A 12,787-nucleotide genomic window follows, 5' to 3' on the forward strand; every position below is an offset into this window, starting at 1 on the left:
GGACAAGCCTCACCGGCCATGGCACGAACGCCGGGCAAGCGGGGGGTATTCGACATGTCCGTCACACAGCAAACCACCAGCACGAAGTCGACCGCAAGCGAGACGTTGACGGGACCGTTGCTGGTCGTGTTGGCCGTCGTCGTGGTGGCCGGACTGTTGTTCGGCTACGATCAGGGCGTTATTTCCGGAGCACTGGACGGCATAAAGCAGCAGTTCATGCTGAGCGCCATCCTGGTCGAAGTGGTGACGAGCTGGGTAACGCTCGGCGCGCTTGTTGGATCTCTGGCCGGCGGCTGGCTTGCTGACCACTACGGACGTCGCCGCGCGGTGCTCATCGCAGGTGCCCTTTTCGTCGTCGGCGCGCTGCTACAGGCTACGGCCCCAGATGTGCCGCTCCTCGTGTTCGGCCGCCTTGTCGTCGGCTTTGGTGTCGGTGTTGCGGCAGTAGCCGCACCGCTCTACGGATCGGAGCTCGCGCCCGCGGCACACCGTGGACGCTTTGTGGCAGCCTATCAGCTCGCCATCACCATCGGCATCTTCCTCGCCTATCTGGTGAACGCCGGGCTCGCTGCCGATGGCGACTGGCGCTGGATGCTCGGCATATCGCTAGTTCCCGGCGTTTTGCTCGTTCTGGTCGGCGCGCTCGGCGTGGAATCGCCACGCTGGCTGGTCAAGATGGGCCGGCGTGACGAAGCCCGCGCCGTCTTGGGCAAAGTCTGGCCGGAAGAGGACAACGCGGCACGGCTGAAGGCGATCGAGCATACGCTGGACGAGGAAGCTGGCAAGGCGTCATGGCGCGAGGTCTTCGACCCGGCGTGGCGCAAGCCGCTGATGATCGCGCTTGGACTTGCGATCTTCCAGCAGATCACGGGCATCAACGCGATCATCTACTACGCCAATCAGATTTTCGCGGCTGCCGGTTTCTCCACGGCGGCACAGCAGACGACCGCCACCACCTGGGCGGTCGGCGGCGTCAATGTCGCCGCGACCTTTATTGCGATTGCCTTCATCGACAAGCTCGGACGCCGGCCGCTGTTACTCGCAGGTCTGATCGGCATGGGGCTCGCGTTGCTGGTGGTCGGCTTCGCCTTTCTGTCGATCGACGGCCAACTCGCGGGAAATGGCCCGAGAACCGCCGGCATTGTGACGCTCGTCGCGCTCGTCGTCTTTATCGTCTCGTTCGCCTTCTCGCTCGGGCCCGTGGTGTGGACAGTCATCAACGAGATTTTCCCGGGCAAGGTGCGCGGCCGCGCTGTTGCTGTCGCCACCGCCGTCAACTGGGGCTCGGCCTTCCTCGTCAGCCAGTTCTTCCTGACCCTGATCGACGCCATTGGGAAGTCGACCACCTTCTGGCTGTTCGCCTTCTTCTGCGCGGCCGGCTGGATATGGGTGTATCGCACGGTCCCGGAGACCAGAGGGCGGACGCTCGAGGACATCGAACGAAGCTGGACGGGGCAGCCTGCATCGGTTTCTGTCTGAAAAACCTGTCGTACGGTCGCATTGTCAAACTGCAGAATCTGGTTTCGACTAGAGTCCGACAGACGGAACTCAAAAAGAGGTCATGAAAAATGCAGCTCGGCATGATGGGACTCGGCAGGATGGGCGCCAACATGGTGCGGCGCCTGATGAAGGATGGCCACGAATGCGTCGTCTTCGACATCAACGCAGGCGCGGTCGCCGATCTTGCGAAGGAGGGCGGCATCGGTGCGTCCTCGCTTGAGGATTTCGTCGGCAAGCTGGCAAAACCAAGGGCAGTCTGGCTGATGCTGCCGGCGGCCATCACCGGCAAGGTCGTGCATCAGGTCGCGGCGCTTCTCGAATCCGGCGATACGATCATCGACGGCGGCAACTCCAACTATCGCGACGCTGTCGATCTCGGCGCTGAACTGGCCAAGGTCGGCATCAGTTTCGTCGACGTCGGCACCTCAGGCGGGGTCTGGGGACTGGATCGCGGCTACTGCCTGATGATCGGCGGCCCGGACGAGGCCGTGAAACGTCTCGACCCGATCTTTGCTTCGCTGGCGCCGGGGGCGGACAAGGGCACTGAGCCAGCCGCGGCAGCCGGGACCGCGCCATATGGTTACCTGCATTGCGGGCCGAGCGGCGCTGGCCACTTCGTCAAGATGGTGCACAACGGCATCGAATATGGCTTGATGGCGGCTTATGCCGAGGGATTCAATATTCTCCAGGCTGCAGACTCCGGCAAAAAGGCCCGCACGGCCGATGCCGAGACGACACCGCTCGACCAGCCGCAATACTATCAGTTCGATATCGACCTGCCTGCGGTCGCCGAGGTCTGGCGGCATGGATCGGTAGTCGGCTCCTGGCTGCTCGATCTCACGGCGGGGGCATTGGCAGCGGATCCGCAGCTCAAGAATTTTGGCGGCCGGGTCTCGGATTCCGGCGAAGGCCGTTGGACACTGAAAGCTGCGATCGACACCGGCGTTCCGGCACCTGTGCTCTCGACCGCGCTGTTCGATCGCTTCTCGTCGCGTGGCGAATCCGAGTTCGCCGACAAACTGCTTTCCGCAATGCGCTTTGCCTTCGGCGGACATCTGGAAAAGAAGTAATTCTGATCATGTCTTCGACCGCGCCATTCCAGTAAGTCTGGAGTTACGGAATGTCCGGATCGGCGCTCACAAGCCGCTTCTTCAAAAAATAGTTGTGACTAATGGAGGAGGAACGGATTTGCCTACGCCTTACTGATTGCCAGTGCGTCTTGCCGGGTGTTCACGTCGAAACCGGGACATTCAGGAGGGACTATGATGTCTAAAAAGCTTCTAGCGGAGTTTCTCGGTACATTCTGGCTCGTTTTCGGCGGTTGCGGCAGCGCCGTCCTCGCGGCCGGCTTTCCCGAATTGGGGATCGGCTTCACCGGCGTGGCGCTGGCCTTCGGGTTAACGGTGTTGACCATGGCCTACGCGGTCGGCGGCATTTCGGGCGGACATTTCAATCCAGCCGTGTCGGTCGGCATGATGGTTGCTGGACGCTTCGACGCCAAGGATCTGATCCCATACGTCATAACGCAGGTCGTCGCAGCCATCGCTGCATCCGCCGTGCTCTATGTGATCGTTAGCGGCAAGGCTGATTTTGCCGGCATCGGCGGTTTTGCCACGAATGGCTACGACGAGGCCTCACCCGGCAAGTTCGGACTCGGGTCAGCCCTGCTGATCGAGGTCGTCCTTACATTCGGCTTCCTGATCGTTATTCTGGGATCGACCCATGGACGCGTCCCGGCAGGCTTCGCGCCGATCGCCATCGGCCTCGCCCTGACACTCATCCACCTGATCTCGATCCCGGTGACCAACACCTCGGTCAATCCGGCGCGGTCCACTGGCCCGGCGCTCTTCGTCGGCGGCGTGGCATTGCAGCAGCTCTGGCTGTTCTGGGTCGCACCAATCGTCGGTGCCGCGCTTGCCGGCTTCGTCCACAAGGCTGTGCTCGAAAAGGACTGATGCCGGCTACCCCTGCAAACAAAAACGGCGCCCGAGAGGCGCCGTTTTTTATTTCATCTGACAACCACCCGTCAGGCGAAATACTGCCCGCCATTGGCCGTAATCGTCGAACCTGTGATGAAGCCCGCTTCGTCCGAAGCGAGGAAGACCACACAGCGCGCGATCTCTTCCGGTTCGCCCAGCCGACCAACCGGTATCTGAGGAATGATCCGCTCGGCCAGAACCTTCTCGTCGATGGCCTTCACCATTTCAGTCGCTATGTAGCCCGGCGCGATGACATTGACGGTGATTCCGGCGCGCGCGCCTTCCTGCGCCAGCGCCTTGGTGAAGCCGATATCGCCGGCCTTGGCTGCCGAATAGTTCGCCTGACCCGCTTGGCCCTTCTGGCCGTTGATCGACGAGATCGTGATCACGCGGCCGAACTTCCGGTCGCGCATGCCGCTCCACAACGGATGCGTCATGTTGAAGACACCGGAAAGGTTGGTGTCGATGACTTCCTTCCACTGCTGGGGCGTCATCCGATGGAACATGGCATCACGCGTGATACCGGCATTGTTGACGAGAACGTCGACCGGGCCGAGATCGGCTTCGACCTGCTTGATGCCAGCCGCACACGCGTCGTAGTCGGCCACCGACCATTTGTAGACCGGGATTCCGGTCTCGGCCTTGAACTTGGCAGCGGCCTCTTCATTGCCGGCATAATTGGCCGCGACCTTATATCCGGCTGTCTTCAAGGCGATCGAGATGGCCGCGCCAATTCCGCGCGAGCCTCCTGTAACGAGTGCGACCCGTGTCATGTTTTCCTCCCCTTAGGTGGGGTCAATTGTGAATGGAAAAATCGTGAATGGAAAGCGGCTGAAAAGTTGTCGCCGCCACTATTCCATCCACAATTGACTGCCTAGCCTTACAGCGCCTCGACGCACATGGCGACACCCATACCGCCGCCGATGCAGAGCGTGGCCAAGCCCTTTTTTCCGCCGCGACGCTTCAACTCATAGACCAGCGTGTTGAAGACGCGCGCGCCCGACGCGCCCACCGGATGACCGATGGCAATGGCGCCGCCATTGACGTTCACGATCTCCGGGTTCCAACCCATGTCCTTGTTGACGGCGCAGGCCTGCGCCGCGAAAGCCTCGTTGGCCTCTACGAGGTCGAGGTCGCCGACAGACCAGCCCGCCTTCTCCAGTGCCTTGCGCGAGGCCGGGATCGGGCCGGTGCCCATGATCGCCGGATCGACGCCGGCGGTTGCCCAGGACACGATGCGCACCAGTGGGGTGAGCCCACGACGGGCCGCTTCTTCCTCAGTCATCAGGACGACGGCGGCAGCGCCGTCATTGATGCCGGAAGCATTGGCGGCGGTGACCGTGCCTTCCTTGTCGAAAGCCGGCTTCAGCTTGGCGACGGTCTCCAGCGTCGTGCCCGCCCTGATGTACTCATCCTGATCCACGATCGTGTCGCCCTTGCGGCCCTTGATCGTCACGGGGACGATCTCGTCCTTGAAGCGTCCGGCGTTCTGGGCTGCTTCCGCCTTGTTCTGGGAGGCGACCGCGAAGCGGTCCTGATCGTCGCGGGTCAGTTGCCATTTGCGCGCGACGTTCTCGGCGGTGATGCCCATGTGATAGCCATGGAAGGCGTCGGTCAGGCCGTCCTTGATCATGGTGTCGACAAGCTTGAGGTCGCCCATTTTGACGCCGGCGCGCAGATACTGGGCATGGGGGGCCATCGACATGGATTCCTGTCCGCCCGCGACGATGATCTTTGCATCGCCTGACGTGATCTGCTGCATGCCGATCGCGATGGCCCTCAGGCCCGAGCCGCAGAGTTGGTTCAGGCCCCAGGCAGTGGCCTCCTGCGGGATACCGGCTGCCATGGCTGCCTGCCGGGCCGGGTTCTGCCCCTGCGCTGCGGTCAGGATTTGGCCGAGGATGACCTCGTCAACCTCCGCCGCCTCGACCTTTGACCGGACCAGCGCTTCCTTGACGGCGACGGCCCCGAGTTCATGCGCGGGCACGTTCGCGAAAGCTCCGTTGAAGGAACCGACCGGGGTGCGGGCGGCACCGGCGACAACAATGGAAGCGGACATGGCATTCTCCAGAGGAAAAACAGCTGAGGAAGGGCTGGATTTATGCACCTTTCTTCCGCGTTTCCATGGCCCAAGTCAAATCAGATACGACGCCCCATCTAAAGTATCGCGCTTTGCTGCAGCAATGCTGCGCAGCATGATTTGGCTGCGCCGCAGCATAAGACCTCTTCCGCACTGCACAAAGCGCTTGGAATCGCGACGCTTTTAGGCCTATCCTGATCTTTCAGGCGCAATCGTTACCGGGGGCAAGGGGCTGCCGGTCTTCTGGGAGGATGTCGATGCCCGCCAAGGACGAACCGGTTGTAATGAAGAAGTATGCAAACCGCCGACTGTACAATACGGGCACCAGCACCTACGTGACGCTGGAAGACCTCGCCGGCATGGTCAAGCGCGGCGAAGAGTTTACGGTCCAGGACGCCAAGTCTGGTGAAGACATCACGCATCCGGTCCTGACCCAGATCATCTTTGAGCTGGAAAACAAGGACGGGCAGAACATGCTGCCCATCCCTTTCCTGCGCCAGTTGATCGCCTTCTACGGCGACCAGATGCAGATGGTGGTCCCAAGCTTCCTCGAACAATCGATGATTGCCTTTGCCAAGGAGCAGGAACGTTTTCGCGAGCAGATGAAGTCGGCCATGGGCAAGGGACCGATGGACATGATGCAGATGGCTACGCCGATGAAAGCGCTGGAGGATCAGACCCGCCGCAACATCGAGCTGTTCCAGAACGCCATGCGCATGTTCACGCCATTCCCGAATGGAGGAACAGCAGCGTCTCCCGAACCTGTGCGCAAGGACGCGGAAAAGTCCGACGAACTCTCCGATCTCAAGCAGCAGATCGCAGCGATGCAGCGCAAGATCGACTCGATGGGCTGACCGCTCGTCGGGAGACCTCCGCTTAGTTGAAGCTGATGTCGCGGCCTGCGGCGCGCAGCGATACCGAAAATCCGGCCAAGACGTCGATCAGCGCGATCACCATCAGTACGAAGAAGACGGGGTGGGCTGCGCCCTGCACCAACAGGAACTGGACTAGGAACGCGACGAAGACGAACGTCGACAGCAGGTGATCGATCACCGACGCATTAGAGGTGCGGGTCGCCTTCACGATCTCCACGAAGAAAAACAAGAGCGCGATGACGATCATGAGGATACCTAACGTCATCGAGAAGGTGCCGCCCGACATCATGCGGAAGGAAAACAGCTCGGTCTGCCAGGGATCGCCGTTGGGACCATCGCCGAAAAAGCCCGCCAGTCCCAGATTGTAGAGGATGAAGGGTACGATCATCAGCGGGATACTCTTCAGCATGGCATTCTCCTGATTCTCCGGCAGCCTGTAGAAAACGCCATCTGGACCGCGTCAAGACCAGCAGAGCCTTCCGAAAGCCGGCTCGAAATCCGCGATCAATCTGGATCGACAATGATTTCGAAGGTTTCGTAACATAAACTCACCAAATGTGATGCAAAGCAGGACCTGTTTTGTGGCAGAAGACCGCGTTTTGAGGGCGCGGAAATCTAGGCTGTTTGGGGACGACGACGATGGCTGGCAAATATTTCGGTACCGACGGCATCCGCGGGAAGGCCAACACATTTCCAATGACTGCGGAAGTGGCGATGAAGGTCGGCATGGCCGCTGGCCTCTCGTTCCAGCGCGGCAACCACCGCCATCGCGTCGTGCTCGGCAAGGACACGCGGCTTTCCGGCTATATGATCGAGAACGCCATGGTGGCTGGCCTGACCGCTGCAGGCATGGATGTCTTCCTTCTTGGCCCGATCCCGACGCCTGCGGTCGCAATGCTTGCCCGCTCGCTGCGCGCGGACATGGGCGTGATGATCTCCGCCTCGCACAACCCCTACCATGACAACGGCATCAAGCTGTTCGGCCCCGATGGCTTCAAGTTGTCGGACGAGATCGAAAATAACATCGAAGCCATGCTCGACGGCAACATCGAGATGGCGCTGGCGGATTCTGAAGCGCTCGGCCGCGCCAAGCGCATTGATGGCGGTGATGACCGCTACATCGAAGCCGCCAAGCGCACGTTGCCGAAATCCATGTCGCTCGCGGGCCTGCGGGTCGTCGTCGACTGCGCCAATGGCGCAGCCTACAAGGTGGCACCCGCCGCGCTATGGGAACTCGGCGCGGAAGTCTTCCCGATCAATGTCGAGCCGAACGGCTTCAATATCAACGACGAGTGCGGCTCGACGCACCCGGCCGGCCTGTCGAAAAAGGTGCACGAGGTGCGTGCCGACATCGGCATCGCGCTGGATGGCGACGCAGACCGCGTCGTGATCGTCGACGAGAACGGCACGATCATCGACGGCGACCAGATCATGGCCCTGGTGGCCGAGGCCTGGATGCAATCGGGCAAGCTCGCCGGCGACGGCGTCGTGGCGACCGTGATGTCCAACCTCGGCCTGGAACGGTTCCTCACCGGCATCGGCCTGCAACTGCACCGCACGAAAGTCGGCGATCGCTATGTCGTCGAGCACATGCGTGCGCACGGCCTGAACGTCGGCGGCGAACAGTCGGGTCACATCGTGCTGTCGGATTTCTCCACCACGGGCGACGGCCTCGTCTCGGCGCTGCAGGTGCTTGCCTGCGTGAAGAGGCAGGGCAAGCCGGTGAGCGAAGTGGCAAAGAAGTTCGAGCCCGTGCCGCAGCTTCTCAAGAACGTCCGCTTCTCCGGCGGCAAGCCGCTCGAGGAGGCGCCGGTTAAGGCCGCCATAGAGGAGGCGCAGAACCTGCTCGGCAAGTCTGGCCGGCTGGTCATTCGACCCTCGGGAACCGAACCCCTGATCCGCGTCATGGCGGAAGGCGATGACCCGGGCCTAGTCCGCAAGGTCGTGGACGACATTGTCGGCGTCATTGCCGAGACACGCAGCGCGGCCTGACGACGCCGCGTTTCTTTGCGACAGCCGGCGCGCGGCACTATATCAGGGCAAACTCCTGCCCAAGAGGAAGCCCGATGGATGCAAAGACATATCCCGTCACCCATACCGACGCCGAGTGGCGCGCCAGGCTGACGCCAGAACAATATCAGGTCATGCGCAACCACGGCACGGAGCGGCCAGGAAGCTGCGCATTGTTGTACGAGAAGCGCGCCGGTACCTTCAGTTGCGCCGGCTGTGACCAGCCGTTGTTCGAATCCACGCTGAAATTCGAGAGCGGCACCGGCTGGCCGAGCTTCAACGACCCTGTCCCGGGATCGGTCGAGACGACCGAGGACCGGAGCTATGGAATGGTGCGCGTTGAAGTGCATTGTGCGCGCTGCGGCAGCCATCTGGGCCATGTGTTTCCGGACGGCCCTCCGCCCACCGGGCTGCGCTACTGCATCAACGGTGTGGCGCTCGATTTCCACCCCGCCTGACAAACATCCCGTCTGCAGTGCCGGGTACGTCCCGGCACGGCAGCCTCCCGGACATCGCCTCTCCCCAAGTGCAAAAAGCATGCTATTGCACCGAACCCGGGAGACGCTAGTGGAGGTCCATATGAACACCGATTTCACGATCCGTTATGCCGTCGACCCGCAAGCGGCCGCAGCCATGGCGACGGACGAGCTGCGCAGCCATTTCCATATCAGTGACCTGTTCATTCCGGGACGCGTCAATCTGATCTACACGCACTATGATCGCATGATCGTGGGCGGCATCGTGCCGGAAGACACCGCACTCGACCTGACGGCCATCAAGCCGACCGGCACGAAAAACTTCCTCGACCGCCGCGAACTCATTGCGGTGAACATCGGTGGACCTGGCGCGGTCGAGGCCGATGGCGAGACGTACGTCCTTGAAGCGCGCGACATGATCTATATCGGCATGGGGACAAAATCGATCCGTTTCACGTCGAGCAATGCCGCTTTGCCGGCAAAGTTCTATCTGCTCAGCGCACCGGCCCACAAGACCTATCCGACAAAGCTGATCCGCATCGGCGACGCCCAGCGCATGGATATCGGAAGCCGAAATACGTCGAACGAACGCTCGGTGTTCAAGTTCATTCATCCGGAAGGCGTTCAGACCTGCCAGCTAGTCGTCGGCATGACGCAGCTTGCCGAGGGCTCCGTGTGGAACACCATGCCCGTTCATACCCATGATCGCCGCATGGAGGTCTATCTATACTTCGATCTCGCCGACACGGCCTGCGTCTTCCATTTCATCGGCGAGCCCGACGAGACGCGGCACCTCGTGATGAAGAACGAGGAGGCGGCGCTCTCGCCGCCATGGTCGATCCACTCCGGTGCGGGAACGTCGAACTATGCCTTCATCTGGGCCATGGCCGGCGACAATGTCGACTACGCCGACATCGACCCGGTGACGCTGGACACGTTGCGATGACGGACCGGCTATCGAACAAGACGCTCGGAACGCTGCCGTCCTCAGTGGATGTTCCCCGCTATGACCGAACGACGGTCACGCCGGGCCTCGTGCATCTCGGCGTTGGCGCATTTCATCGGGCTCATCAGGCGGCTTATGTCGACGATTGCATTGCCGCCGGCGAAACCAGTTGGGGTATCATTGGTGCGTCGCTGCAAAGCGCCTCGACCTACGATGCGCTGGATCCGCAGGACGGCCTCTACACGCTGGCAGAACGCGGCAGCGGCGGCGAGCGATTGAGGGCCATCGGTTCTATCCAGCAGATGCTGGTCGCGCCGCATCATCCCGCGAAATTGCTCGACGCCCTGACCGACCCACGCGTCCGCATAGTCACGCTGACGATCACCGAGAAGGCTTATTTGCGGAATGCCGCTGGAGGTCTAGACGCCGACCATCCCGGCATTCTGGCCGATCTGGCAGCCCCCTCACACCCTCAGACCGCACACGGATTTCTGGTCGAGGCGCTGGCGCGGCGACGCGACGCCGGTACGCAACCCTTCACGATCCTCTCCTGCGATAATCTCCCGTCGAACGGCGCGACGCTGCACCGGCTGCTGGTGCAGTTTGCAGAGATACGCGACCGTGAGCTGGCAAAGCATGTCGCAGGCGTAGCCTGTCCGTCGAGCATGGTTGATCGGATCGTGCCGGCAACCACTGACGCCGACCGGCAGCGCGTCTCGGCAATTCTGGGGGTGGAGGACGCTTGGCCGATCATGACCGAACCATTCTCCCAATGGGTGATAGAGGACAATTTCCCTGCAGGCCGGCCGCAGTGGGAAAAGTTCGGCGTCGAGATGGTGCGCGATGTGGGTCCTTTCGAGGAGATGAAGCTACGCCTCCTGAACGGCGCGCACTCATCGATCGCCTATCTTGGGCTTCTCGCCGGCCACGAGACGGTAGCGAAATCATTCGGCGATCCACGGATCCGCAGCTTCGTCCAGGCGCTATGGTCGGAAGCGAAAACGACCTTGCCTGCCGATGCGGGCCTCGACACAGAAAGCTACGTCACGGCGCTGACCAAGCGTTTCGACAACACGGCGCTGGCGCATCGTACCGCCCAGATCGCAAACGACGGAAGCCAGAAACTGCCGCAGCGCATAATTGGCTCAGCGATTGATCGACTTGAGACGGGAAATAGCGCCGAACACCTGATGTTGACCGTGGCCGCCTGGATCCGCGCCGCCGAATTGCGAGGCACGGAGTTGCCGGCAGGCCACTTCACCGACCCGCTCGACAGCAAGCTCGCAGACGTCGCGCGCACAGGCGGCAGTGCCGTCGAAACCGTAGAAGCTATATTCGATCTCGCCGGATTGTCTGATGGTAGCTTCCACCGCCCGGCACTTGAAGCGATGGTGGCCGGTCATCTCGACCTGCTCCGCATCATAGGCGTTGAAGCGACCCTCGCCCAATTCGAAGCAGGAAGGACATCCCATTGAAACAGACATGGCGCTGGTTCGGCCCAGACGATTCGGTCCTCCTGTCGCATGTGCGTCAGGCCGGAGCGACAGGCGTCGTAACAGCTCTGCACCACCTTAATGACGGGCGCATCTGGCCAGCGGAAGAGATCGCCACACGCAAGGCGCTCGTCGAGGAGGCGGGCCTGACCTGGTCCGTGGTCGAGAGCGTGATCGTCCACGAGGACGTCAAGACGCGAACCGGGCGTTACCGCGAGTTGATCGACAACTACAAGGCCTCAATCCGCAACCTGTCGAAGGCTGGCATCCGGACGATCTGCTACAATTTCATGGCGATCACCGATTGGACGCGAACCGACCTCGATTATCCCATGTGGCACGGCGGTACCGCTCTGCGGTTCGATATCGTTGATTTTTGTGCTTATGATGTTCTGGTTCTAAAACGAGAAGGCGCGGAGGCTGACCATCCGGCGGAGCGCATCGCAGCGGCCAGGACGCGACACGCTGCGATGAGCGAGAGCGCCGTTGCGAAGCTTGAAGCAAACCTGATCGGCTGGGTGCCTGCACGCGAGTTCGTCCACGACCGCGAAGGGTTCCGCCGCGTGCTCGACGTCTATCGCGACGTGACGCCGGAAGGTTTTCGCGAAAACCTGTTCACCTTGCTGCGCGAGATCATTCCTGTGGCCGAGGAAGCTGGTGTGAAGATGGCGATCCACCCGGACGATCCGCCCTTCCCGCTTTTCGGACTGCCGCGAATCGTGAAGGACGCGGATGACGCCGCGGCCATTCTGGCAGCCTGTCCGTCGCCCTCGAACGGACTGACGCTCTGCACCGGGTCCTACGGCGCGAATCCGCGAAACGACCTGCCCGAAATGGCACGGCGCTTCGGCCCGCAAATCCATTTTGCCCATCTGCGCAATGTCACGAAAGAACCAGACGGCTCGTTCCACGAAGCCGAACATTTGGAAGGCGACACGGACATGGTTGCCGTCGTCGATGCCTTGCTCGCCGAAGAGAAGCGCCGCAAGGCAGCGGGGACTGAAGACTGGGAAATTCCGATGCGGCCCGATCACGGCCACGCGATCGTCGACGACATCGGCAAGAAGGTGAATCCCGGCTATTCCTGTATCGGCAGGCTGAAAGGGCTGGCGGAATTGCGCGGGATAATGCGCACCCTTGAAACATTGAGGAGCTAGGGACGTCGGCCACCAAGGTCGCCCGACGCTCTCTCCTGCCGTCATTGATCGATTTCGGGAATCTTTTTTCGAAGTGCGGCTTGTCGCCCTTGTGGTCTTGTTATACCTTTGTTCAACAAGAACAGGGGAGCCGGCACAGGTGATAAAAACCAAGTGCCCAGACGTGATTGGAGCGATTGATCCCGGCTGGATGATGTCGAGCTGCGGCATGTGTATCGCCGCCACGCCCTGGCGAATTACGATCGCTGTCCCGCGACGCATCAGGCGCGAT

Annotated in this window: 12 protein-coding genes; 9 read left to right on the forward strand and 3 right to left on the reverse strand. The window is 61.5% G+C overall.

The window, feature by feature from the left end; translation table 11 throughout:
- The first annotated feature begins 54 nt into the window (after positions 1–54).
- The 3 genes from ABMA32_RS15010 to aqpZ all read left to right on the forward strand — a co-directional run bounded on the left by ABMA32_RS15010 (position 55) and on the right by aqpZ (position 3,455).
- Positions 55–1,479, forward strand: coding sequence for a sugar porter family MFS transporter (locus ABMA32_RS15010; RefSeq protein WP_349014548.1), 1,425 nt, complete (start codon positions 55–57; stop codon positions 1,477–1,479).
- An 89-nt stretch (positions 1,480–1,568) separates the two neighbouring features.
- Positions 1,569–2,570: a phosphogluconate dehydrogenase (NAD(+)-dependent, decarboxylating) gene (gnd, locus tag ABMA32_RS15015; protein WP_349014549.1), complete on the forward strand. Its 1,002-nt coding sequence runs from the start codon at positions 1,569–1,571 to the stop codon at positions 2,568–2,570.
- A gap of 195 nt (positions 2,571–2,765) precedes the next feature.
- A complete protein-coding gene (gene aqpZ, locus ABMA32_RS15020; RefSeq protein ID WP_349014755.1) occupies positions 2,766–3,455 on the forward strand; it encodes an aquaporin Z in 690 nt (229 codons plus the stop codon).
- Positions 3,456–3,526: 71 nt separating this feature from the next.
- On the opposite strand, the gene phbB is transcribed toward aqpZ, so the two are convergent.
- Together phbB and ABMA32_RS15030 are read right to left on the reverse strand one after the other, a co-directional pair.
- On the reverse strand, positions 3,527–4,252 hold the full coding sequence (phbB, locus tag ABMA32_RS15025; RefSeq protein WP_349014550.1) for a beta-ketoacyl-ACP reductase: 726 nt from the start codon (positions 4,250–4,252) through the stop codon (positions 3,527–3,529).
- Between the two features lie 107 nt (positions 4,253–4,359).
- On the reverse strand, positions 4,360–5,538 hold the full coding sequence (locus ABMA32_RS15030) for an acetyl-CoA C-acetyltransferase (protein WP_349014551.1): 1,179 nt from the start codon (positions 5,536–5,538) through the stop codon (positions 4,360–4,362).
- A gap of 278 nt (positions 5,539–5,816) precedes the next feature.
- Here ABMA32_RS15030 and phaR point away from each other — a divergent pair, with 278 nt between their 5' ends.
- On the forward strand, positions 5,817–6,413 hold the full coding sequence (gene phaR, locus ABMA32_RS15035; protein ID WP_349014552.1) for a polyhydroxyalkanoate synthesis repressor PhaR: 597 nt from the start codon (positions 5,817–5,819) through the stop codon (positions 6,411–6,413).
- Between the two features lie 22 nt (positions 6,414–6,435).
- Here the strand turns inward: phaR and ABMA32_RS15040 are convergent, their stop codons facing one another.
- Positions 6,436–6,843 (reverse strand): hypothetical protein, encoded by a 408-nt coding sequence (locus ABMA32_RS15040; RefSeq protein WP_349014553.1) that lies wholly within the window; start codon positions 6,841–6,843, stop codon positions 6,436–6,438.
- Between the two features lie 230 nt (positions 6,844–7,073).
- Between ABMA32_RS15040 and glmM the strand changes: the two genes are divergently transcribed.
- The 5 genes from glmM (at position 7,074) to uxuA (ending at position 12,516) form a co-directional block, all read left to right on the forward strand.
- Positions 7,074–8,426, forward strand: coding sequence for a phosphoglucosamine mutase (gene glmM / locus ABMA32_RS15045; RefSeq protein WP_349014554.1), 1,353 nt, complete (start codon positions 7,074–7,076; stop codon positions 8,424–8,426).
- A 74-nt stretch (positions 8,427–8,500) separates the two neighbouring features.
- Positions 8,501–8,902 (forward strand): peptide-methionine (R)-S-oxide reductase MsrB, encoded by a 402-nt coding sequence (msrB, locus tag ABMA32_RS15050; protein WP_349014555.1) that lies wholly within the window; start codon positions 8,501–8,503, stop codon positions 8,900–8,902.
- Positions 8,903–9,023: 121 nt separating this feature from the next.
- The gene (gene kduI / locus ABMA32_RS15055; protein WP_349014556.1) at positions 9,024–9,866 is read left to right on the forward strand and encodes a 5-dehydro-4-deoxy-D-glucuronate isomerase; all 843 of its coding nucleotides are present in this window, start codon (positions 9,024–9,026) and stop codon (positions 9,864–9,866) included.
- Positions 9,863–11,341 carry a mannitol dehydrogenase family protein gene (locus ABMA32_RS15060; protein ID WP_349014557.1) on the forward strand — a complete coding sequence of 493 codons (1,479 nt, stop codon included), beginning with the start codon at positions 9,863–9,865 and terminating at the stop codon, positions 11,339–11,341. Before kduI ends, ABMA32_RS15060 begins: the two co-directional genes overlap by 4 nt.
- Positions 11,338–12,516 carry a mannonate dehydratase gene (uxuA, locus tag ABMA32_RS15065; RefSeq protein WP_349014558.1) on the forward strand — a complete coding sequence of 393 codons (1,179 nt, stop codon included), beginning with the start codon at positions 11,338–11,340 and terminating at the stop codon, positions 12,514–12,516. The genes ABMA32_RS15060 and uxuA overlap by 4 nt, the downstream gene beginning before the upstream one ends.
- Positions 12,517–12,787 lie beyond the last annotated feature (271 nt).

It is taken from the genome of Mesorhizobium quangtriensis (assembly GCF_040081925.1).
Classification (GTDB): Bacteria; Pseudomonadota; Alphaproteobacteria; order Rhizobiales; family Rhizobiaceae; genus Mesorhizobium_K; species Mesorhizobium_K quangtriensis.

Excerpts from the sequence above, each read along its gene's own strand:
- ABMA32_RS15010 (WP_349014548.1), top strand. The coding sequence starts at position 55 with ATGTCCGTCACACAGCAAACCACCAGCACGAAGTCGACCGCAAGCGAG.
- gnd (WP_349014549.1), top strand. The coding sequence starts at position 1,569 with ATGCAGCTCGGCATGATGGGACTCGGCAGGATGGGCGCCAACATGGTG.
- aqpZ (WP_349014755.1), top strand. The coding sequence starts at position 2,766 with ATGTCTAAAAAGCTTCTAGCGGAGTTTCTCGGTACATTCTGGCTCGTT.
- phbB (WP_349014550.1), bottom strand. The coding sequence starts at position 4,252 with ATGACACGGGTCGCACTCGTTACAGGAGGCTCGCGCGGAATTGGCGCG.
- ABMA32_RS15030 (WP_349014551.1), bottom strand. The coding sequence starts at position 5,538 with ATGTCCGCTTCCATTGTTGTCGCCGGTGCCGCCCGCACCCCGGTCGGT.
- phaR (WP_349014552.1), top strand. The coding sequence starts at position 5,817 with ATGCCCGCCAAGGACGAACCGGTTGTAATGAAGAAGTATGCAAACCGC.
- ABMA32_RS15040 (WP_349014553.1), bottom strand. The coding sequence starts at position 6,843 with ATGCTGAAGAGTATCCCGCTGATGATCGTACCCTTCATCCTCTACAAT.
- glmM (WP_349014554.1), top strand. The coding sequence starts at position 7,074 with ATGGCTGGCAAATATTTCGGTACCGACGGCATCCGCGGGAAGGCCAAC.
- msrB (WP_349014555.1), top strand. The coding sequence starts at position 8,501 with ATGGATGCAAAGACATATCCCGTCACCCATACCGACGCCGAGTGGCGC.
- kduI (WP_349014556.1), top strand. The coding sequence starts at position 9,024 with ATGAACACCGATTTCACGATCCGTTATGCCGTCGACCCGCAAGCGGCC.
- ABMA32_RS15060 (WP_349014557.1), top strand. The coding sequence starts at position 9,863 with ATGACGGACCGGCTATCGAACAAGACGCTCGGAACGCTGCCGTCCTCA.